At 67.6% G+C, this 21,707-nt stretch carries 18 protein-coding genes; 11 read left to right on the top strand and 7 right to left on the bottom strand.

Annotated elements, in window-relative coordinates; all coding sequences use genetic code 11:
- Positions 1-96: 96 nt before the first annotated feature.
- The 6 genes from IE191_RS13460 (at position 97) to IE191_RS13435 (ending at position 7,183) form a co-directional block, all read left to right on the top strand.
- Entirely contained in the window at positions 97-1,260 is a 1,164-nt protein-coding gene (locus IE191_RS13460) for a M20 aminoacylase family protein (RefSeq protein WP_191324886.1), read from the top strand.
- A gap of 128 nt (positions 1,261-1,388) precedes the next feature.
- Positions 1,389-2,297 carry a LysR family transcriptional regulator gene (locus IE191_RS13455; RefSeq protein WP_191324885.1) on the top strand — a complete coding sequence of 303 codons (909 nt, stop codon included), beginning with the start codon at positions 1,389-1,391 and terminating at the stop codon, positions 2,295-2,297.
- Between the two features lie 101 nt (positions 2,298-2,398).
- Positions 2,399-3,586 (top strand): MFS transporter, encoded by a 1,188-nt coding sequence (locus tag IE191_RS13450; protein WP_191324884.1) that lies wholly within the window; start codon positions 2,399-2,401, stop codon positions 3,584-3,586.
- Between the two features lie 93 nt (positions 3,587-3,679).
- Positions 3,680-6,052, top strand: coding sequence for a TonB-dependent receptor (locus IE191_RS13445; protein ID WP_191324883.1), 2,373 nt, complete (start codon positions 3,680-3,682; stop codon positions 6,050-6,052).
- A gap of 151 nt (positions 6,053-6,203) precedes the next feature.
- Positions 6,204-6,398 (top strand): DUF1289 domain-containing protein, encoded by a 195-nt coding sequence (locus IE191_RS13440; protein WP_191324882.1) that lies wholly within the window; start codon positions 6,204-6,206, stop codon positions 6,396-6,398.
- The gene (locus tag IE191_RS13435) at positions 6,395-7,183 is read left to right on the top strand and encodes a HoxN/HupN/NixA family nickel/cobalt transporter (RefSeq protein WP_229815357.1); all 789 of its coding nucleotides are present in this window, start codon (positions 6,395-6,397) and stop codon (positions 7,181-7,183) included. The genes IE191_RS13440 and IE191_RS13435 overlap by 4 nt, the downstream gene beginning before the upstream one ends.
- Here IE191_RS13435 and dmeF read toward each other — a convergent pair.
- Both dmeF and IE191_RS13425 read right to left on the bottom strand, forming a co-directional pair.
- Positions 7,164-8,129 (bottom strand): CDF family Co(II)/Ni(II) efflux transporter DmeF, encoded by a 966-nt coding sequence (dmeF, locus tag IE191_RS13430; protein WP_191324881.1) that lies wholly within the window; start codon positions 8,127-8,129, stop codon positions 7,164-7,166. The two genes, IE191_RS13435 and dmeF, sit on opposite strands and share 20 nt — an antisense overlap.
- An 18-nt stretch (positions 8,130-8,147) precedes the next feature.
- On the bottom strand, positions 8,148-8,423 hold the full coding sequence (locus IE191_RS13425; RefSeq protein ID WP_191324880.1) for a metal-sensing transcriptional repressor: 276 nt from the start codon (positions 8,421-8,423) through the stop codon (positions 8,148-8,150).
- A 198-nt stretch (positions 8,424-8,621) separates the two neighbouring features.
- Here IE191_RS13425 and IE191_RS13420 point away from each other — a divergent pair, with 198 nt between their 5' ends.
- The 4 genes from IE191_RS13420 (at position 8,622) to IE191_RS13405 (ending at position 14,320) form a co-directional block, all read left to right on the top strand.
- Positions 8,622-9,203 (top strand): hypothetical protein, encoded by a 582-nt coding sequence (locus tag IE191_RS13420; RefSeq protein WP_229815356.1) that lies wholly within the window; start codon positions 8,622-8,624, stop codon positions 9,201-9,203.
- A 147-nt stretch (positions 9,204-9,350) separates the two neighbouring features.
- On the top strand, positions 9,351-9,542 hold the full coding sequence (locus tag IE191_RS13415) for a hypothetical protein (protein ID WP_229815355.1): 192 nt from the start codon (positions 9,351-9,353) through the stop codon (positions 9,540-9,542).
- 153 nt (positions 9,543-9,695) lie between these two features.
- Entirely contained in the window at positions 9,696-11,855 is a 2,160-nt protein-coding gene (locus IE191_RS13410) for a catalase (protein ID WP_191324878.1), read from the top strand.
- A gap of 185 nt (positions 11,856-12,040) precedes the next feature.
- Positions 12,041-14,320, top strand: a complete 2,280-nt coding sequence (locus IE191_RS13405) for an FdhF/YdeP family oxidoreductase (protein ID WP_191324877.1) — start codon at positions 12,041-12,043, stop codon at positions 14,318-14,320.
- 61 nt (positions 14,321-14,381) lie between these two features.
- On the opposite strand, the gene IE191_RS13400 is transcribed toward IE191_RS13405, so the two are convergent.
- From IE191_RS13400 to IE191_RS13380, 5 genes are all read right to left on the bottom strand, one after another.
- On the bottom strand, positions 14,382-15,467 hold the full coding sequence (locus IE191_RS13400; RefSeq protein ID WP_191324876.1) for a catalase family protein: 1,086 nt from the start codon (positions 15,465-15,467) through the stop codon (positions 14,382-14,384).
- Positions 15,468-15,481: 14 nt separating this feature from the next.
- Entirely contained in the window at positions 15,482-17,719 is a 2,238-nt protein-coding gene (locus IE191_RS13395) for a xanthine dehydrogenase family protein molybdopterin-binding subunit (RefSeq protein WP_191324875.1), read from the bottom strand.
- A 5-nt stretch (positions 17,720-17,724) separates the two neighbouring features.
- A complete protein-coding gene (locus tag IE191_RS13390) occupies positions 17,725-18,696 on the bottom strand; it encodes an FAD binding domain-containing protein (RefSeq protein WP_191324874.1) in 972 nt (323 codons plus the stop codon).
- Entirely contained in the window at positions 18,693-19,229 is a 537-nt protein-coding gene (locus IE191_RS13385; protein WP_191324873.1) for a 2Fe-2S iron-sulfur cluster-binding protein, read from the bottom strand. Before IE191_RS13385 ends, IE191_RS13390 begins: the two co-directional genes overlap by 4 nt.
- A 96-nt stretch (positions 19,230-19,325) precedes the next feature.
- Positions 19,326-20,189 (bottom strand): DMT family transporter, encoded by an 864-nt coding sequence (locus IE191_RS13380; RefSeq protein ID WP_191324872.1) that lies wholly within the window; start codon positions 20,187-20,189, stop codon positions 19,326-19,328.
- A 122-nt stretch (positions 20,190-20,311) separates the two neighbouring features.
- Between IE191_RS13380 and IE191_RS13375 the strand changes: the two genes are divergently transcribed.
- Complete coding sequence (locus IE191_RS13375; protein WP_191324871.1) at positions 20,312-21,700, top strand: aminotransferase-like domain-containing protein; 1,389 nt, start codon at positions 20,312-20,314, stop codon at positions 21,698-21,700.
- Positions 21,701-21,707 lie beyond the last annotated feature (7 nt).

The following is a 21,707-nucleotide window of genomic DNA, read 5'->3' as shown; positions in this document are numbered from 1 at the left end:
TATTGCTCCACAGGCCCTGCGCGAAAGGGACTATGGCCAGGCGCCACGCTTGGCCTAGGGTAGCCCGGTATCACTTGCTCGCCGGAAAGCGCCGCCATGACCGATCTTGCCGCCATCCTCCCCGATCTCGTCGCGCTGCGCCGCGACATTCACCAGCATCCCGAACTGGGCTTTTGCGAGCACCGCACGGCCGCGCGCGTGGCGCAGGAACTGCGCGCGCTGGGCTTGGCGGTGCACGAAGGGATCGGCGGCACGGGCGTGGTCGGCGTGTTGCAGGGCCGGCGGCCCAATGTCCGGGCGGGAGGAACGCGCACGGTGGGTCTGCGCGCGGACATGGACGCGCTGCCGATCACCGAGCAGACCAACCTGGCCTGGGCCAGCCGCACCCCCGGCACGTTCCACGGCTGCGGGCACGATGGCCACGTCGCCATGCTGCTGGGCGCGGCGCGCGTGCTGGCGGCCGATCCCGACTTTGCCGGCACGGTCCATTTCATCTTCCAGCCGGCCGAGGAAGGGCAGGGCGGTGCCAGCGCGATGATCGAGGACGGGCTGTTCGATCGCTTTCCCTGCGACCGCGTCTATGCCCTGCACAATTGGCCCAGCCTGCCCGCCGGAACCATTGCCACGCGCCCCGGCCCGATCATGGGCGCGGCCGACAAGTTCCGCATCGTGATCGCGGGCAAGGGTGGCCATGCCGCGATCCCGCAGGATACGCCCGACGCCATTCTCGCCGCCGCCGCGCTGGTGCAGCAGCTCAACACTATCGTCGCCCGTGCCGTGCCGCCGAGCCAGGCGGCGGTGCTTTCGGTCACCGAGATCCATGGCGGGGAGGCACACAACGTGATCCCGGCCGAAGTGACCGTGATCGGCACCGTGCGCACGTTCGATCCGCAAGTGCAGGAGCGGATCGAGGCGCGCATCCGCGCCATGGTCGAAGGCATCGGCACGGCCTTCGAAGTGCGCGGGCACGTGCAATACGATCGCTATTACCCGGCCACGATCAACGATCCCGCCGCTGCGGCCGATGCCCTGGCCGTGGCCGCCACGGTGGCCCAGGCCGAGCTCGCGCCAGAGCCGGCCGCCACCTCCGAAGATTTCTCGTTCATGCTGCAACAGTGGCCCGGCGCCTATATCTGGCTGGGCCAGGGCGTGGGCGAACGGCCCGCTCCGCTGCACAATCCGCACTATGATTTCAATGACGACGTGCTGGAAACCGGCATCCGCCTGCACTGTGCCCTGGCGCGCCACTGGCTGGCCTGATCTCGCGTCGCGCCTGGTGTCCTGAACGGATTTCATGGCTGCAATGAGCGCCCCTCATTTCCCGTTCGATCGCGGCGTGGCATAGAGACGGCTGCTCTGCCTGCTGCCCTGGAACCTGACTGCGCGCCATGGCCTTTGCCCGATCCGATCTCGCCGATCTTGCCGCATTCGCGGCGATTGCCCGGCACCGCAATTTTCGCCAGGCGGGCGTGGAGCTGGGCGTCAGCGCCTCGGCGCTCAGCCATGCGCTCAAGGGGCTGGAGGAGCGGCTTGGGGTCAAGCTGCTCAACCGCACGAACCGCTCGGTCACGCTGACGGCGGCCGGGGAAGACCTGCTCCGCACGCTGGGCGATCCGCTTGCGGCCGTCCTCGCCGCAGAGGACGTGCTCAACCGCCATCGCGACAGCCCGCGCGGGCGGGTTCGCGTCAACGTGCCCGATATGGTGGCCGAACACCTTCTGGCCCCGGTCCTGCCCGAATTCCAGCGGCGTTGGCCGGAAATCGAGCTGGACATCTATGTCGACAACCGCCTGCTCGATGTGTTCGACGAAGGTTTCGATGCCGGGGTTCGCTTTGGCGGCACCGTGCCTGACGACATGATCGCACAGCGCCTGAGTGCCGAGGTGGGCTGGACCATTGCGGGCTCACCCGCCTATCTCGCGCAGCATGGGGTGCCGTTCCATCCGCATGACTTGGCCGGCCACCGTTGCCTGCAAGTGCGGCTGGGGGACGATCGCACCTATCGCTGGGAGTTCGAGCGCGAAGCGGAAAGCCTGGCCCTGGCCGTGCCCGGCACGATCACCCACAACAATTCCGCCTTTGCCACGGCCATGGCCCTGCGCGGGGCCGGGCTGGTCTACCTGCCGACTGCCAGCGTGGCCCCCCATCTGGCCAGCGGCGCCTTGCAGGCCGTGCTCTCCGACTGGGTCAGCCCCGGCCCGGCGCTGCACATCTATTATCCCGGGCGCCGCAATCTGCCGCTGGGCTTGCGCCTGCTGATCGACCTGATCCGGGAAATGCGCCCCCTCGGGTTCTGACGCTGAGCCCGGCTCATCGCCGCATGAACCACGCGCGTGGTGCCACGCGCATGGTCGGCGGGCTAGGGGCAGGTATCCATTCCCGATCCCGAGGTTTTCCCATGCACGCCGATCCGGCGCCGGCGCACCAGGCGCTGCCCGCATGGAGCGCGGTCTATGCGCTCACCCTGTGCGTCTCCACACTGATCGCGTCAGAGTTCCTGCCCGTCAGCCTGCTCACGCCGCTGGCGCGCGACTTGCACCTGAGCGAGGGCACGGCCGGCCAGGCGATTGCCGTGTCCGGCGTGTTCGCGGTGGTGACCAGCCTGGGCGTGGCGCGCATCGCGGCGCGGCTCGACCGGCGCCATCTGCTGCTGGGCCTTGTCGCCCTGATGGGCCTGTCTGGCGCGGTGGTCGCCTGTGCCGGGGATTTCACCGTGCTGATGGCTGGGCGGGCGATGCTGGGCGTGGTGATCGGCGGGTTCTGGTCGATGTCAGCGGCCACTGTCATGCGCCTGGTGCCGCCGGCAGACGTACCGCGCGCGCTTGCCGTGCTGAACGGAGGCAACGCGCTGGCCACGACGGTCGCGGCGCCGCTGGGCAGTTTCCTGGGCCAGTATATCGGTTGGCGAGGGGCGTTCCTGCTGGTCGTGCCGCTTGCGGTGGTGACCTTTGCATGGATGTGGCACAGCCTGCCCACGCTCGCCCCGCCGCGGGACAGCGCACGAAGCGCGGTGTGGCGGGTGTTGACGCGCCCCAAGGTGGCCTTGGGCCTGTTGGCCAGCGGGTTGCTGTTCATGGGGCAATTTGCCGCCTTCACCTATTTCCGGCCGTTCCTGGAGCAGGCAACCGCCGTGTCGGTCTCCACGCTTTCGGCGATGTTGCTCGGATTGGGCCTTGCCGGCCTGGTCGGCAACGCGCTGGTCGGGCGCGCGGTGGCGGCTTCGCTGCGCGGCGCGTTGCTCGCCATGCCGGTGGCGATGGCCTTGATCGCGCTGGGGCTTGTGGCGTGGGGCCGGGTGCCACTCGCCACCGGCGTGCTGCTCGCGCTGTGGGGCGCGATCGGCACGGCCGCCCCGGTTGCCTGGTGGACCTGGCTTGCCCGTGCGCTGCCGGATGATGCAGAGGCCGGTGGCGGGCTGATGGTGGCAGTGATCCAACTGGCGATCACGCTGGGCGCGGCGCTGGGCGGCGGCCTGTTCGATCGCTGGGGCTATCCCGCAGCCTTTGCCGCCGCTGCTGCGCTCCTGGTGGCATCGGGCGTGCTCGGCTGGGCCAGCGTGCCGCGCGCGCCTGCTGAAAGGAAGTGAAATAACCTGCCCTTTCATCAAGATGTCACGTGAGCATGGCGGGAAGGCGCCCACCGAAGGCCTGGCGTAGGGCCGGGCGACAAGGGGGGTCTCATGCGTCTTCGTGCTGTCTCGCTGCTGGCCACGGCCAGCCTGTTTTCGCTCGTCCAGGGTACGGCCCATGCTGCGGAAGCGGCTGCACCCGCGCCCGATGCTTCTGCCGGCGTCGATACGGCGCAGAGCGATATCGTCGTGACCGCGCAAAAGCGCGAGCAGAAGCTCAAGGACGTGCCGCTGACCGTATCGGTGGTGACCCAGGACAAGCTCAGCCAGCTTGGCGTGTCGGAACTCGGCGAAATGGCCGCCTATGTGCCTGGCCTCCAGATCCAGAAGCAGAGCGCCAACAACCCCGGCTTCGTGATTCGCGGCATCACGTCAGACAGCGGCTCGGCCCAGGCCGGCTCGCGCGTTTCGGTCTATTACAACGGCGTGGACATCAGCCGCGCGCGCGGCGCCTGGCAAGACCTGTTCGACATGGAGCGCGTGGAAGTGGTCAAGGGGCCGCAGGCCACGCTGTTTGGCACGGCCGCCGAAGTGGGCGCGGTCTCGATGATCTCGGCCCGCCCGCAGCCGGGCTATGCCGCTGGCATCAATGCGTCCTACGGCAACTACAACAGCACGCGGCTCTCGGGCTTCGTCAATGCCGGCAACGATACGCTCGCCGCGCGCGTCGCGTTCTCCCACAAGTATCGCCACGGCTATACCACCAATATCCAGCCCGGTCAGGATGACCTGAACGGCGAAAACGACTGGGGCGCGCGGGCCTCGTTGCGCTGGACGCCGTCCAGCACGGTCAAGGTCGACCTCGTCTATACCTACGATCGGCAGCGCGATCCCGGCACCGGCTTCACCAGCCTGGTCTATCCCACCACGCAAGGGCCGTCCGATCCGTTTGGCACGGTGCAGTTGTCCGGCTCGCCCTATAGCGCCTCGGTGCTGGGCGCGGCCAAGCTGGGCATTGCCCGCGACGTGCACGACGTGAACCTGACCGGCACCGTCCAGCTCGCGCCGGGGTTGACGTTCACCACGGTCAATGGTTTCCGCACGTTCCATTCGCACGAAGTGTTCGATGCCGACGGCAGCCGCGCCTTCTACCTCGAATTCGCCGAGGATGCGCAGGGCGAACAGTATAGCCACGAAGGGCGCTTCAACTACGACAGCACGCATTGGCGCGCCACGTTCGGGTGGAACGCCTTTGTCGAGAACAGCTTCCAGAAAGTGCCGTTTTCGACAGACGAAGGCACCTACCTGGCCTGCGCCGCGATCAGCAGCTTCGCCGCGTTTCAAAAGGTGCTGTCCGGCTATGGCGTGGGCACGGGCACTGGCTGCGTCAACGCCAATGGCGTGGCCACCAATGCGGCCGGGCAGACCGCCAGCTACATCCTAACCGGCGGTAAGGCCACGAGTGTGCCCTATGCCTCCAGCTATGTGAACAAGGGCGTCAACAAGACCTATTCGCTGTTTGCCGATGCCACGTTCATGCCCACGCCGCGGCTGGAAATCACCGCCGGCGCGCGCGTGCTGATCGAACATCGCAAGTCGGAATACAGCTCGGTCCAGCCCAATTCGGCGATTTTGGCCGCCTATGGCGTCAACACCAGCCTGCTCGGCGTGGTCAGCACCAATGGCGGCGTGGTCATGGCCGACCGCGACTACAGCGCGATCCTGCCGCGCGTGAACCTGCTCTATCGCCTCAGCAACGATCTCAACCTCTATGCCACGATCAGCGAAGGCCGCTATTCGCCGGTGGTGCAGGTGACTGCCAAGACAGCCACCACGCCCAACGTGCTGCCGATCCCGGCAGAAAAGCTGTGGAACTACGAAGCGGGGATCAAGGGCCGGGTGGGGCCGTTCAGCGGCGGCCTCTCGGCGTTCTACCAGGTCTACAGCGGGTTCCAGGTGACGGTAACCAGCAACGGGGTGACCACCACCCAGTCTGCCGGCAGCGCGCACAACCCCGGCGTGGAATTCGAAGGCAACTGGCAGGTCAGCCCGATCCTGTCGATCAGTGGCATGGCCGCCTGGCTGCATGGCCGCATCGATGGGAACAATGCGCTGACCGCCTATGCCGGCAACCACTTCCGCCTCCAGCCCGATTTCAGCGCGGCGCTGGCGGTCAACCTGCGGGTGCCGCTGGGCCAGGACCGGCTGTTCTACTTCGCGCCCAACTGGAATACGCGGTCCAAGGTCTATTTCGAAATGCCCAACAAGGAAGCGATCAGCCAGCAGGCCTATTCGCTCACCAACCTGCGCGCCGGCTTCGAGTTCGGGCCGGAAGCGCGCTATATGGTTGGCGGCTATGTCCGCAACCTGTTCAACCGGCACTACCTGCTCGATGCCGGCAATACCGGCGGCAGCTTTGGCGATCCCACCTATATCGCGGGCGAACCGCGCATGTACGGGATCGAGATGAGCGCGCGGTTCTGATTGGTCTGCCGGGGCGGGGCGGCACTGGCCGTTTCCGCTCCGGTCGCATCCCCGTGGCAAAGTTTCGCGGGGCTATTTTCAAGCTTGTAATGATATAATATAACGTTACATAAATCTGCATGACATCCGTTTCCAGTTCCCCGCTGCCGGCATGAAAAGCCCGTGCCTTGGCCTCTGCCGTTTCGACGCGCGCTCCGGCTGGTGCCGCGCTTGCGGCCGCACGCTGGACGAATGCCGCGAATGGAAGAAAGCGCCGCGTCCGCGCCGCCTGGCGATCGCGCGGGCCTTGCCCGATCGCCTCGCGCGTCTCGAAACGCGCGGGCTGCGGCTGGGGGAAGAGCCATGATGCTGGAAACCGCCGCGCTCTGGCTGATGTTCGTGATGGGCGTGCGCCATGCGCTCGATCCCGACCATATCGCCGTGATCGACAGCATCGTGTTTCGCACTGCGGAGACGCGGCCGCGCCTGGCGCTGTGGACCGGCACGCTGTTTGCCTGCGGGCACAGCTTGTCGGTGGCGGTGGTGGCGCTGGCCATGGCCCTGGCGGCAAAGGCTTTGGCGATCCCGGCCTGGACGGGGCCGCTGGTCGATGGCTTGGTGGTTGCCCTGCTGTTGCTGGTGGGCAGCATGAACCTGCGCGCGCTGCTTGTCCGCGCCGACTATGTCCCGGTGGGCTGGCGTTCGGCGCTGATCCCCAGGCCCTTGCGGGAGAGTACGCACCCCGCCGCGATCATCGCCATCGGCCTGATCTTTGGCCTGGTGTTCGATACGGCCACCCAGGCTGCGGCCTGGGGTGCGGCGGCCACTGTGCGGGGTGGCGTGCCGGCCGTGCTGGCGATTGCTGCTGCTTTTGCCACGGGCATGGTCCTGGCCGATACGCTTGACAGCCAGATCGTGGGCCGCCTGCTGCGCGGGGCCGCCCGCCGCACGGGCCAGGTGCGGCGCTATCGCCGGGCGGTCGGCTGGCTGGTCGTGACGCTCAGCTTTGGTTCGGCGGCGCTGGCCGTGGCGGAAATGCTGGGGCGGCCACTGCTGCTGTCAGAGACCGCCTTGACCGCGCTGGGTGCGGGCACGGCCCTGGCCATCGTCACCCTGCTGGCAACCGCCCGGATCAATGCAATTCGATCGTGACGTGGCGCAGCGGTGCAATCCCGGCCAGCCGATGGCGCAGCGCCTGGATGTCGAGCGGTTCGCCCAGCGGGCGCACACTGACGATGGCGGCATGCGCCTCTGGCCCGATGCGCCAGACGTGCAGGTCGGTCAGGTGCACGTCGCCCGGCGCGGCAATGGCGGTCTTCACCGCCTTGGCAATGCCCGCGTCGGTGCGGTCCAGCAGCACGGCAGCCGTGTCCTGCATCAGCGTCCAGGCCCAGCGCGCGATGACGATCCCGCCAACGATGCCCATCACCGGATCGAGCCAGACCCAGCCGAGATAGCGCCCGGCGAGCAAGGCCACGATGGCCATGACCGAGGTCAGCGCATCGGCCAGCACATGGACATAGGCCGAGCGCAGGTTGTTGTCGCCGTGCCCATGGTGGTGGCCATGGTCATGCTCGTGCCCATGGGCGTGATCGTGGTCATGGTGATGCCCATGGTGATGATGATCGTGGCCATGGCCCAGCAGCGCGGCGCTCGCCAGGTTCACGGCCAGCCCGATCGCGGCGATGACGGTGGCTTCGCCAAACGCCACTTTGGCCGGGCTGAACAGGCGCAGCAGCGACTCCACGCCGATCGCCAGCGCAATCAGCGCCAGGACGAGGGCGGAAGCAAAGCCCGCCAGGTCACCGACCTTGCCGGTGCCGAAGCTGAAGGCGGGATTGTGGCTGTGGCGGCGGGCATAGGCATAGGCCAGCGCGGCCACGCCCAGCGCGCCGGCGTGGGTCGCCATGTGAAAGCCATCGGCCAGCAGCGCCATCGATCCGGTGGCATAGCCGGCAATGATTTCGCCCACCATCATCGTGGCGGTCAGCAGCACGACCAGCCGCGTGCGGCGCGCATTGGCATCGTGTGTGGCGCCAAGGAAATCGTGATCGTGCGCCATCTGGCCAGCGGCATCGTGGGAAAGGGGCGTGGTCATGGTGTCGGTTCCTGGCGCTTACTTGGCATAGCGGCGGATTGCGGCGATCAGCGCCTGCGCCCCCTCATCGCGTTCCTGCGCGGAAAGGCCGGGGGCGGAAACGTGGGCCTTGAGGTGGGATTCGATCAGTTCCTCGATCAATCCGCCCATGGCCCCGCGCGCCGCCGCGGCCAGGTGAAGGGTGGTGGTGCAGTCGTCTCCACCGGCCAGGGCGCGCTCGATCGCCTGGAGCTGTCCGATAAGCCGCCGCACCCGCTTGATGAGCGCGTCATTGTCCGTGCTGAGATGTCCCATAGGATACCCCCCTATCCTATATGGCCAGCCAGTCAACCGACATGCGTTGGCAGGGGCTGACCTTGCGCGGCGTTGTCTCATCCAACGACCGGTTGCGGCGGGCCGCTCGCGCTTTGTCGCACCTGACGATCGGCTTCATCGGGCGTTCAGCCAGGCGGCGGAAATTTCTGCGGCGGACAAGCAGAAGGAGCTCTATCCATGCCCGGATTTCCCAAGTTTGTGGCAAAGTTCGTGATCGGCGCCGCCGCGCTGTCGGTGGCCGGGGCCTGCGCTGCCCAGGCCGCGACGGCGGACCTTCACACCATGCTGGTCAGCCTGCCCGATGGTTCGGTGGCGCAAGTGCAGTATCGGGGCGCAGTGCCTCCGCGCATCGCCATCCAGCCGGTCGCGGACGATCCTGCAACCGATCCATTTGCGCACATGGCAATGTTCTCGGCCATGATGGACCAGCAGGCTCAGGCGATGATGCAGCAGGCCGCACTGATGCAGCGCGCGGCGATGGCCCAGGCTGCCGCAGGCAATGGCGCGCCCGGCGTGACCGTGGCAGACATGCGCAACCTGCCCAAGGGTGTGCACATGACCTATGTTTCGTCAACGACCGACGCATCGGGATGCACGCGCACGATCTCCTACAGTTCCGAAGGCGGCACAGCGGAAGCGCCGCGCGTGACGCAGGCCGCCTCGGATGCCTGTAGCGCGGTCAAGCCCAACGCCCAGGCCGTGCCTGCCAAGGCCGATGCCCCGGCCGCGCCGGCACCGAGCGTGGGCCAGAAGGTTTGATCGTGCCGGCGCCGGGGCGGGCTCAGGCGTTGTCCGCTCCGGTGCCGCTGCCTGCGAATTCTGGAACGATGCCTTGCTGCGAACGTTTACGCCCTTGATTTCCATCGAGCGAAAGGGCGCCTCGTGATTGGCAAGATCGTATCCGCAATGGTCGGCAAGAAGATTGCCGAGCGCACCCCCGGCATGAGCGAAGGCGGCGGCGCGCTGCTTGGCGTGGCGGCCGCCACCGTGCTGCGCCGCATGGGCGCTGTGGGCTTTGTCGCGGCCGCAACTGGCGGCTGGCTCGCGACCCGCTACATGGCCAAGCGCCAAGCTCGCCAGCAGGGCACGGTGTACTGACAAACATTCACTAAGAGCCCCCGTGTCCCAAGCGGCGCGGGGGCTTCTGCGTTATTGAACGCATTCGTTTCATTTATCCAGCGCACTGTGCGGGGACGTCGCGTCTCGCCAGGCGAAAGGCCGTGCGCGCCGTTCCCAAGAGGATTTTACCTGATGGCCAAGCCTCCCAAGCACACTGCCGGCAAGACTGCGCCGGCCCTCGACCACGCGCTGCACGATCACCAGCCCGGCGCGGGCCACGCGGCCTATGCCACCACGGCCGGCAACGGCGGGGAAACCCATCAGGATGCGCCGACGGGCGCGCCAGCAGAAGCCTATCTGACCGACAACTTCGGGCACCGCCTGGCCGACAACCAGAACAGCCTCAAGGCCGGGGCGCGCGGGCCAGCGTTGCTCGAGGATTTCGTCCTGCGCGAGAAGATCTTCCACTTCGACCACGAGCGCATTCCCGAGCGCATCGTCCACGCGCGCGGTTCGGGCGCACATGGCGTGTTTGAAGTGACCAAGGCCATCCCCGAACTGACCAAGGCCGGCCTGTTCCAGGAAGCGGGCAAGACCTGCCCGGTGTTTGCCCGCTTTTCGACCGTTGCCGGGGGTGCCGGATCGGTCGATACCCCTCGCGACGTGCGCGGCTTTGCCGTCAAGTTCTACACCGACGAAGGCAACTGGGATCTGGTCGGCAACAACATTCCGGTGTTCTTCATCCAGGATGCGATCAAGTTTCCCGACCTGATCCACTCCGTGAAGATGGAGGCCGATCGCGGCTATCCCCAGGCGGCCAGCGCGCACGACACGTTCTGGGATTTCGTCGGCCTGATGCCGGAATCGATGCACATGATCATGTGGGCGATGAGCGACCGCGCCATTCCGCGCACGCTGCGCATGATGGAAGGCTTTGGCGTCCACACCTTCCGCCTGGTCAATGCCGAGGGCGAAGGGCGTTTCGTCAAGTTCCACTGGAAGCCGGTGCAGGGCATGGAGTCGCTGATCTGGGACGAAGCGGTCAAGATCGCCGGGGCCGATCCCGATTTCCACCGCCGCGACCTGCATGAATCCATCGCGAGCGGCGCGTTCCCCGCGTGGGATCTGGGCGTGCAGGTGTTCGACGAGGCATGGGCGGCCAAGCAGCCCTATGACGTGCTCGATGCCACCAAGCTGATCCCCGAAGAAGATGTGCCGGTGGAGATCGTGGGGCGCATGACGCTCAACCGCAATGTCGACAATTTCTTTGCCGAGACCGAGCAGGTGGCGTTCCTGCCTTCCAATGTGATCCCCGGCATCGATTTCAGCAACGATCCGCTGCTCCAGGGACGCCTGTTTTCCTATCTCGACACGCAGAAATCGCGCCTGGGCACCACCAATTTCCACCAAATCCCGATCAACGCGCCCAAGTGTCCGTTCCACAACATGCAGCGTGACGGGCTGATGCAAACGCTGGTGCCCAAGGGCCGCGCCAACTACGAGCCGAACTCGCTGGACGAAGCGGGCGAGGACAGCGGCCCTCGTGCCAGCCAGGACACCGGCTTCACCTCGTTCCGCGAAAACGGCGAGCGCAACGATCCCACCGAGAAGGTCCGCGTGCGCGCCGACCTGTTTGCCGATCACTACAGCCAGGCGGCGCTGTTCTTCCACTCGCAGACAGAGAGCGAGCAGGCGCACATGGCCTCGGCGCTGGTCTTCGAGCTGTCGAAAGTGAGCCTCGAACACGTGCGTGCCCGCGTGCTGTCGCGCCTGCGCAATGTGGATGAAAGCCTGGCTGCGCGCGTGGCCGACGGGCTGGCGATGGACCTGCCGGAAAAGGCCCCGGCGGCGCGCAAGCTGGTGAAGATGAAGCCGTCCGATGCGCTGTCCATCCAGAAGCAGGCCAAGGCCACGTTTGCCGGCCGCAAGGTGGGCATCCTGTTTGCACAAGGATCGGACAAGGCCACGATCGACGAGCTCAGGCAGGGCATCGAAAAGGCCGGCGGCACGGCGTTCCTGGTGGCGCCCAAGGTTGGCGGCATCGCGGTAAAGGGCGGCACGCTCAAGGCCGATGGGCAGCTCGACGGCTCGCCTTCGGTAATGTTCGATGCCGTGGCCTCGGTGCTCATGCCCGATGAAGCGGCCAAGCTGGCGCAGCAGGGCGCGGCGGTGCAGTGGTTCATGGATGCCTATGGCCACTGCAAGACCATCGCGCATTGCCCCGGCACGCAAGTGATCCTGGACAAGGCCGGCGTGGAAAAGGACGACGGCGTGGTGCCGAACGCGGACCTGCTCAAGGTCGGCCCGGTTCGCCACTTCGCCCGCGAGCCGAAGGTCCGCGCCTTGGCGTGATGGTTGGGGGTGGGCGCTGGCGTCCACCTTCCATCATCGTAACCTGGGCTAGCTCCCGGTTACGCGTCTTGTCGTGGGCCGGGAAAGAAAATTAGCGTCACCCCGGATCAAGTCCGGGGTGACGACAGTTTTGTGCCTGTAACTTTAGGTGCGCCGCCCAACCCCTGACACAGGACGACCCGACCATGACCGACCGCCAGACCCCGGAAGCAGAGGCACGCGCGATCGAGGTGCCCGAAGCGGCCGGGGGCTGGGGATCGCTGGAAGGCATTGCCGCCACCGAACTGTCGCAGCGCGCCGGGCCGGGCGCGCTGGAAACGCTGCGGCACCTCAACAAGCCCGATGGCACGGCCTGCACCTCGTGCGCCTGGATCAAGCCGCCCAATCCGGCGGCTTTCGAGTTTTGCGAGAACGGGGCCAAGGCCACGCTGTGGGACTTGACCAGCGCGCGGTGCACGCCCGCCTTTTTCGAGGCGCACACGGTCAGCGAGCTGTGGCACCTGAGCGCCAACGAACTGGAGCGGGAAGGCCGGCTGATCGAGCCGCTGCGCTATGATCCGGCGACGGACCGTTATGTGCGCGCCACCTGGGACGAGGCATTTGCCGCGATCGGCAGCAAGCTGAAAGCCATTCCGGCCAAGGCGATGACATTCTACGCCAGTGGCAAGGCGGCGTTGGAGCCGAGCTATCTCTATGCGGTATGGGCGCGGGCGCTGGGGCACAACAACCTGCCCGACAGCTCCAACATGTGCCACGAGACCACCTCGGTGGGCCTGAAGAAAGTGATCGGCTCGCCGGTCGGCACGTGCCAGCTTGAAGACCTGGAGCAGTGCGACGCGATCTTCTACCTGGGGCAGAACCCTGGCACCAACTCGCCGCGCATCCTGCACCCGCTGCAACAGGCGGTGAAACGCGGCTGCAAGATCGTGACCTTCAACCCGCTCAAGGAAGCGGGGCTGGTCGAATTCGTCAACCCGCAAAGCCCGCTGGAAATGCTGACCGGCAAGGCGACCCGGCTCAGCCACCTTTACCTGCAAGTGCGCCCGGGCGGCGACATTGCCGCACTGATGGGCGTTTGCAAGCATGTGCTGGCCCGCGCCGGGCGCGAGGAAGGCCTGCTCGACCAGGATTTTATTGCGCAGCATACCGACGGCTTCGCTGCCTTTTGCGCCAAGCTGGACGCGACCGGGTGGGACGCGCTGGAAGCGGCAAGCGGCGTCACCCGCGCCGAAATGGAAGCGGCCGGCGATGTCTACGCCGAGGCCAAGGCAGTCATCGGCATCTATGGCATGGGCCTGACGCAGCAGGTCCACGGCAGCGAGGCGATCGGCCTGCTGGTCAACCTGCTCTTGCTGCGCGGCAATATCGGCCGGCCCGGCGCTGGTTGCTCGCCCATCCGTGGCCACTCCAACGTGCAGGGGCAACGTACCGTGGGTATCACCGAGAAAGTCGCGCTGGCGCCGGTGGATAAATACCGCGAGGTGCTCGGGCTGGAAACGCCGCCGGAGGATGGCCACAACACCGCTCAGTTCCTGGAGGCGCTGCTGGAAGGCCGCAACCGCGTCTACGTGGGGCTTGGTGGCAACCTGGCCATGGCGGTGCCCGACCACAGCCGCGTGCATCCGGCATGGCGCGGGATGGACCTGACCGTCCATATTGCCACGCGGCTCAACCACACGCATCTGCTGCCGGGCAAGGAAAGCTGGATCCTGCCCTGCCTGGTACGGTCGGAGGAAGACATCCAGGGCAGCGGCAACCAGTTCGTCAGCATCGAGGACAGCTTCAGCCACATCTACAGCTCGATGGGGCGGCGCAAGCCGGCCAGCGAGCACCTGCTGAGCGAAACCGCGATCCTGTGCGAACTGGCCAAGGCCAGCCTGCCGGCCAACCCGCGCTGGCGCTGGGACGAATGGCGCGGCGACTATGCGCGCATCCGCGATCTGATCGCACAGACCTATCCCAAGGAATTCCACGACATGGACCGCCGGATGCACGAGCCGGGCGGGTTTTTTCGCGGCAACGACGCGCGGCGCCGGGTGTGGCACACGCAGAGCGGCAAGGCCGAATTCACCGACCCCAGCGTCCTCAACGCCGGGCCGCAGGATGAAGCCGCCGATACGCTGCGCCTGATCACGCTGCGCTCCAACGACCAGTTCAACACCACGATCTATGGCATGAACGACCGGCTGCGCGGGCTCTCGGGCGAGCGCACCGTGGCGCTGATGGCGCCTGCGGAGATCGCGCGCCTGGGTCTGGCCGAAGGGCAGCGCATCACCTTGGTAACCGCAGCAGAGCCGGAGACCCGGCGCGCGGTGGAAGGGCTGAAAGTGGTGGCCTATGATCTGCCTGCCGGCACAGTGGCCGGCTATTTCCCTGAACTCAATGCGCTGGTGCCGCTGAGCCTGCGCGAGAAGCTGTCCGACACGCCGGCCTCGAAGGGGGTGCCGGTGCGCGTGGAGGCCTAAGTCCGACCTCCACCCGCCAAGTTGTGCGGGGCCCCGGGTCAAGCCCGGGGCGACGACCGAATTATGGAGCCGTTTCCTCCGCGTGGGCCACCGGGCAGCCCTGCTGCATCGCCACGCGGAAATCGGCGGAATGGCGATAGGCGCGGCGCCGGGCACGGTTGATGCCGCCGAGCGGGCGGTGCGCGGCCAGGGCATTCCACGGCGAGAAGTGCAGTGTCTCGTCGATCCGCTGCACCTTGTCGGCGCTCCAGCTATCCTGCGGCTCGATGCGCAGCGTGCCGACCTGCACGAACGGCGAGACATCCTCGGGCCATTCGACGCTCGCGTCTTCGACCGGCTGCTTGTCCATGTTGCGCAGCAATTGCACCTCGAATGCCCATTCGCCGGTCAGGTTTGCGGCATCCTCGCGCAGGGTTTCGCGCAGGCCATCGGGGCGCCCGCTGGTGTCGATCACCTGGCCGGTGAGCGCGGTCAGCGCCGGAGACAGTGGGCGCAGGCGGAACTTGGCGACGTGCTCGCCATAGCGGAACGGGGTGGTCGAGAAATAGGTTTCGCCCAGCGGATGGACTTGCGGCGCTCCGCCCATCGCGGAGAGCGCACCCGACTCAAGCCCGACCTTGCCCAGCGCGCTGTTGATGAAGCCCAGCACGGTGGACAGCGCCACTTTGGCGCCCGGCGCGCGATCGGTGGTTGCGGCCAGCAGCTTGAGCTTGCTGGCAAACTGGCTGGCGCTCGCCGTGGCGAAGACCGGGCTGTTGACGAACAGGAAATCCTGCGCGCCGCCTTCCGCCTCGGGCAGGAAATCGCCGCTCACGCCTTCCACTTTCAGCGCCATGCCGCGCGGCAGCACGACGTTGTCGTCGAGGATGTCGCCCGGATTGGTCGAGACGCGCAGCGCCGCAGCATAGCGCCCGGCCTGCGCGAACAGGCCCTGCGCCAGTTCCGGCGGCAAGTGCGCATCGACCGTCAGCGTGCCCTCGAACAGGCCATGGGCCTTGGCATGGACCGCGCGCACCGGGCGACCGTAATCCTTGGCCGTGGTTTCCAGGATATGATCGAACGATTTTTCCAGCGAGGCGTCGGTTTCGGCCTCGTCGGCTTGGGGTTGTTCCAGATCGGGCGTGTAGCGCACGGGGGGCTGCAACATCGAAGGGCGTCCTTTCAAAGCGTCTGGGCAAACGGATCGGGCAGCGAGGGCACGATCTTGTCGAGCGTGAGGGGGAAGCTGCGCACGCGCACGCCGCAGGCATTGTAGACCGCGTTGGCAATGGCGCCGGCCGCGCCGCAGATGCCCAGTTCGCCCACGCCTTTGGCCTGGAGCGGGCTGGCCGCCGCATCGCGTTCTTCCAGCAGGATCACCTCGATCGCCGGCACGTCGGCATGGACCGGCACGTGATATTCGGCGAGGTCGTGGTTGACCAGGTGACCGTCGCGGGTGTCGAAGGCCAGTTCCTCGGTCAGGGCACTGCCGATGCCCCAAACCATGCCGCCCAGGCACTGCGAGCGCGCCGTCTTGGCGTTGAGCACACGCCCAAAGCCGAACACGCCGGTCATCCGCCGCACGCGCACTTCGCCGGTGAACGCATGCACGCCCACTTCGGCAAAAAACGCGCCATAGCTGGCCTGGGAAAAGGCCTTGGCGGTCTTGCCCGGCTTGATCTTGCCGGTCGTGGTCAGGTCTTCGCCGCCCAGCACGTCGCGCAGCGGGCGCGGCGCGGCATCGCCATGGCTGGCGGTGCCGTCCTTGAGCACCAGCTCTTCGGCGGCGCAGCCCAGGATCTTGGCCAGCCGCTTCCGGATTTCCTCGCAGGCGTAGAGTACCGCCGAACCGGTGGATATCGCGCCGAAGCTGCCGCCCGACCCAGCGCCGGGGGGCAGGGCGCTGTCACCCAGCTTCACGTCCACCCGCGCCATCGGCAGGCCCAGCATTTCGCCGGCGATCTGGCCAAGGATGGCGTAAGAGCCGGTGCCGATATCGGTCTGGTCGGTTTCGACCAGTGCGCTGCCATCGGCGCGCAGCGTGACGCGGGCCTGCGCCGGCACCATCATGTTGACGCGGGCCGCGCTGGCCACGCCCATGCCGACCCACCAGTCGCCATCGCGGGTCTGGCACGGCCGGTCTTGGCGCGCGCTCCAGCCAAAGGCTTGCGCACCCTGCTCCAGCGCCTGGGTCAGCATGCGGGAGGAGTAGGGCGTGCCCTGCACCGGCACCGTGGCGGGCAGGTTGCGCTTGCGCAGTTCGATCGGATCGATGCCGATCTTTTCGGCCAGTTCGTCCATCGCGGCTTCGAGCACCTGCATGCCCACCGCTTCGCCCGGCGCGCGCACCGATCCGGCGGTGAGCCGGCTGATCCGCGCCACCTCCACCTTGAGCAAACGGTTTTCGCCGCCGTAGAGGAACTCGGTCGCCTGGGTGACCGGCTCGGCAAACTTTTCGCCCGGCAGATTGGAAACCAGCGCCTCGTGCCCCAGGCCGATCAACCGGCCGCCGGCATCGGCCGCCAGGCGCACGCGCTGGCGCGTTTCGGAACGGCGCATCACCGTCTGGAACACCTGCTGACGGCTCATCACCACGCGCACCGGGCGGCCCAGCTCGCGGGCGGCCAGCGCAGCGGCCACGGCTTCATGGGTGATGCCCAGCTTGGAGCCGAAGCCACCGCCGACATAGGGCGCGATGATCCGCACCTTGTCGGGCGAGATACCCAGGCAATCGGCGATTTCCTTCACGTTGTAGGCCAGCATCTGGTAGCTGCCGTGGAGGATCAGGCTATCGCCCTGCCACTGCGCGATGGTGGCGTGGGGTTCCATCGCGGCGCTGGCGTGGCCGGGGGTATCGTATTCTACGTCCACGCTGAACGCGGCGTCGCGCATGGCTTGGTCCAGGTCGCCGCCTTCCACCGGCTTGCTGCTTGACGGCGCCTCAACCTTCACGTCCGGCGCATGCGGGTCGAACGGCACGGGCTCTGCGGCATCGGCATAGTCCACGCGCAGCGCCACAGCAGCATCGCGGGCCTGTTCAAAGGTCCGGGCGACGACAAGCGCGACGGGTTGGCCGAAGTATTCCACCTTGGCCGCATCCTGCTGCGGCGCCTTGGCCGCCATGCCCTGTGCGGAGCGGCGGGTCATCGCCGGATCGGCAATCACCGCCAGTACGCCGTCACGCGCCAGCGCCGCATCGCGGTCGATCGCGGTAACCTGCCCTTGCGCAATTTCGGCCAGGACCAGCACGCCTTCGACGCAGCCATCGATCCGCCATTCGGCAGCGTATGTCGCCTGGCCGCTCACTTTGAGCGCGCCTTCCGGGCGATCCAGCGGCTGGCCGATCACGCCCTGGCGCATGCGATCGAGCACGTTGCGATCGTCGGGCTCGTTGTACATTTCGGAGAGGGGAAGGTGCATCGCGGTCAAACCTTCGTCGCTTGCGCCAGCGTCGCGGCCAGGGCGCGCGCGGCAAGGGGAATCTTGAAATCGTTGGCGCCAAAGCCGCGCGCGTGGTGCAGCAGCACCTCGGCGGCGCGGGCAAACAGCGCGGGGGAAGGCTCTTGCCCGATCAGCACCTCTTCCACCGCAGGATCGCGCCAAGGCACGGTGCCCAGGCTGCCGAACGCCAGCGCGCAGCGGGCGATGCGGCCTTCCTCCATGGTCAGGTCCACCGCCACCGAGACGAGCGCGAAGGCATAGGAAGCGCGATCGCGCACCTTGCGATAGATCTGGCGCCCGCCAGTGGGCGCGGGCAGGCGCACCGCGGTGATCAATTCGCCCGGTTGCAGCACGTTGTCGCGCGTCGGATCATCGCCCGGCTCGCGGTGGAACATGGCGAGCGGAATCTGGCGCGGGCCGTAGGGGCCTTGCGTCAGCACCACGGCATCAAGCGCCAGCAGCGCCACGGCCATGTCTCCGGGATAGGTGGCGATGCAGGCGTCGCTGGTGCCGAGCACGGCATGGATGCGGTTGAACCCATCGCGCGCGGCGCAACCCGAACCGGCCTCGCGCTTGTTGCAGGCCTGCGTGGTGTCGTAGAAATAACCGCAGCGGGTGCGCTGGCAGAGGTTGCCGCCGGTGGTGGCGCGGTTGCGCAATTGCGGGCTGGCGCCGGCCAGGATGGCTTGGGACAGCAGCGGCCAGTCCTGCCGCACACGGGGATCGGCTGCACAATCGGCATTGGTGACCAGCGCGCCGATGCGCAGCCCATCGCCATCCGGCGCAATCCGGTCGAGCCCGGTGCGGCGGATCGAAACCAGCCGTTCCGGCGTGGCGATCTGAAGCTTCATCAGATCGATCAGGTTGGTGCCGCCGGCAATCGCCGTGGCGCCTTTGCCCAGCGCGGCAAGCGCGGCGTCGGGGCTGGCGGCATGATCAAGCGCGAAGGGCTTCATGCCGGGGCTCCCGTCTCGGTGGTCTCGTTCGCGATCACCTCTTCGAGCGCCGCGATGATGTTGGAATAGGCGCCGCAGCGGCAGAGATTGCCGCTCATCCGCTCGCGCAGTTCCTCGCGGGTGGGGTTGGGGCGGGCGGCGACATCGGCGCTGACCGCGCTGGGCCAGCCCGCCTTCAGTTCCGCCATCAGCGCCGTGGCCGAGCAGATCTGGCCGGGCGTGCAATAGCCGCACTGGAAGCCGTCGTGGGTCACGAAGGCGCGCTGCAACGGCGCCAGTGCTTCGGGCTGGCCGATGCCCTCGATCGTTTCGATGTGGTCGCCATCGTGCAGCGCCGCGAGCGACAGGCAGGAATTGATGCGCCGGCCATCGACCAGCACGGTGCAGGCGCCGCATTGGCCGTGGTCACAGCCTTTCTTGGTGCCGGTCAGGCCCAGGTCATGGCGCAGCCAGTCGAGCAGGGTGCGGCGGGGATCGTCTGGCAAAGCCTGCGGCAGGCCGTTGACATGCGCGGTCGGCGGAAGGGAGGCCATGGCCGGATGCAATCCTCGTTTGGGGGGAAGGTCCGGTGGGAACGCGCAATGGGCCGCAATGATCCTGAGTACGGCCGAAAGTGCTGAATGGCGCCGTCAGGCAAAGCGCCGCGCGCCGAGCGCGCTGGCGGCGACCAGGGCCATGACCGGCAGCGTCGCCGGGCTGACGGCTTCCCCCAGCACCAGGCCGGCGAGGACGAGGCCGACGAAAGGCTGGAGCAATTGCAACTGCCCGACGCTGGCGATCCCGCCCAGGTCCAGCCCGCGATACCAGAAGATGAAGCCGACGAGCATCGAGATGATCGAGACATAGGCAAGCCCCGCCCAGCTTGCCCAGCCGATAGCGGCAAGGCCGGTGGCCGGGCGCAGCAGCAGCGTGCCGATGAGCGCGGCGGGCAGGCACAGCACCAGCGCCCAGCAGATCACTTGCCAGCCGCCCAGCGCGCGGGTCAGCACGGCGCCTTCGGCATAGCCCAAGCCACAGACAGCCACGGCCAGCAGCATCAGCGCATCGCCGGCCAGCGAGCCGCCGCTGCTGCGCGCCAGGGCAAATCCGGCCACCGCCGCCGCGCCCAGTGCGGCAAAGGCCCAGAACGCGGGGGAGGGGCGTTCCTTGCCGCGCAGCACGGCAAAACTGGCGGTGCTGAGTGGCAGCAGCCCGGTAAAGACCAGCGAGCGCGTGGCCGAGATGTGCTGGAGCGCCAGCGCCGAGAGCAGCGGAAAGCCCAGCACGCAGCCGCCTGCGACAATCGCCAGGGCGCGCCACTGCCGGCCGCGCGGCAAGGGCTGGCGACCCAGCGCGAGCAGCGCGCACCCCAGCAGCCCGGCAATAAGAGCGCGCGCGCTGGTCAGCAGCAGTGGCGCCAGGCCGGTGATGGCCAGGCGCGTGGCCGGCATCGATCCGCCGAACAACACCACTGCCGTCAATCCGTTCGCCCAGCCCTTGTGGCGCGCCTGCATGGTTCCCGCTTCCTTCCGTGATTGCTTTGCTGGAAGCAGCGCCTTGCCGCGAAGAGGGTAGCCATGCCAGAGACAGAGCTATACAGTTATGCCTTTCTGTATCGGTTCTGAAGGCAATACAGGTGGCAACGGCACCCCGCACGCAACAGGTGATCGACGGCATTCGCAGCCGCATTGCCGCGCGCCTGCTCTGCGCCGGTGATCGCTTGCCCTCGGTGCGGCAGAGCGCAGCGCGCTTTGGCGTGTCGCCGGCGACGGTGGTGGAGGCCTATGACCGGCTGGTGGCCGACGGGGTGATCCAAGCCGTGCCGCGATCGGGCTTTTTCGTTAGCCACCTGGCCAGCGCCCCGGCCGGCCCGGCGGCCAACGCCCCCCGCCGCGACCATGCGATCGATCCGTTCTGGGTTTCGCGCCAGTCGCTGGACGAGAGCGGCGCGGTGGCGATGCCGGGCTGCGGCTGGCTGCCGGCGGACTGGATGCCGCAGGCGGCGCTGCAACGCGGTCTGCGTGAAGCGATGCGCGATCCGGCCAACCTGCTGCACTATGGTTCGACTGCCGGCGATCCCGCGTTGCGCCGGCAGATTGCCCTGCGCTTTGCCGGAGAGGGGTTGGTCTGCGATCCCGATCGCATCCTGCTGACGGCATCTGGTTCGGCAGCGGCAGACCTGATCTGCCGCCTGCTGCTGCGCCCCGGCGACACGGTGCTGCTCGATGATCCGTGCTATTTCAATTACCAGGCGCTGGTGGCGGCCCATGCCGCGCGCGCGGTGAGCGTGCCTTTCGGCCCGAGTGGCCCGGATCCGGCGGTGTTTGCCGCCGTTGTCGCGGCAGAGCGGCCGCGCCTCTATCTTACCAATTCCGGCGTGCACAACCCCACCGGCGGCGCACTGGCGCTGCCCACCGCGCATCGCCTGCCGGGGCTGGCGGCGGCGCACGGCATGGTGATCGTGGAGGACGATATCTTCGCCGATTTCGCACCTGGGCGCCCCACCATGGCAGCGCTCGATGGCCTGTCCGGCGTGATCCGCATCGGCAGCTTTTCCAAGACGATCTCCGCCGCCGTGCGCTGTGGCTATATCGCGGCGCGGCCGGAATGGATCGATGCCCTGGCCGACTTGCAGCTTGCCACCGGCTTTGGTGGGCCGAGCCCGCTGGCAAGTGCCGCAATCGGGCATGTGCTGGGCCAGGGCGCCTATCGCCGCCACATGGAGCAATTGCGCCGCAAGCTGGACCGCGCCCGGCGGCACAGCGCGCAGGCGCTGGCGAGCCTGGGGTTGACCGTCAGCGGGGCAGACGGGGCGGGCTTTACGCTGTGGTGCCGCCTGCCGGCCGGGCTGGACAGCGCCGCCCTGGCGCAGCGCTGCCTCGCCCATGGCGTAATCCTGGCGCCCGGCAACGTGTTCAGCCCCAGCCAGAGCGCCGCGCCGTTCCTGCGCTGGAACGTGGCGCAGACCAGCCCGGCGGCGCTGGATGCCCTAGCCAAGGCGATGGCGGCCGAAAGCGCCGGATAGCGCCGCC

It is taken from the genome of Novosphingobium pokkalii (assembly GCF_014652855.1).
Classification (GTDB): domain Bacteria; phylum Pseudomonadota; class Alphaproteobacteria; order Sphingomonadales; family Sphingomonadaceae; genus Novosphingobium; species Novosphingobium pokkalii.
The sequence above is the reverse complement of the archived record's forward strand: the minus strand, read 5'-3'. Positions and strand labels throughout refer to the sequence as shown.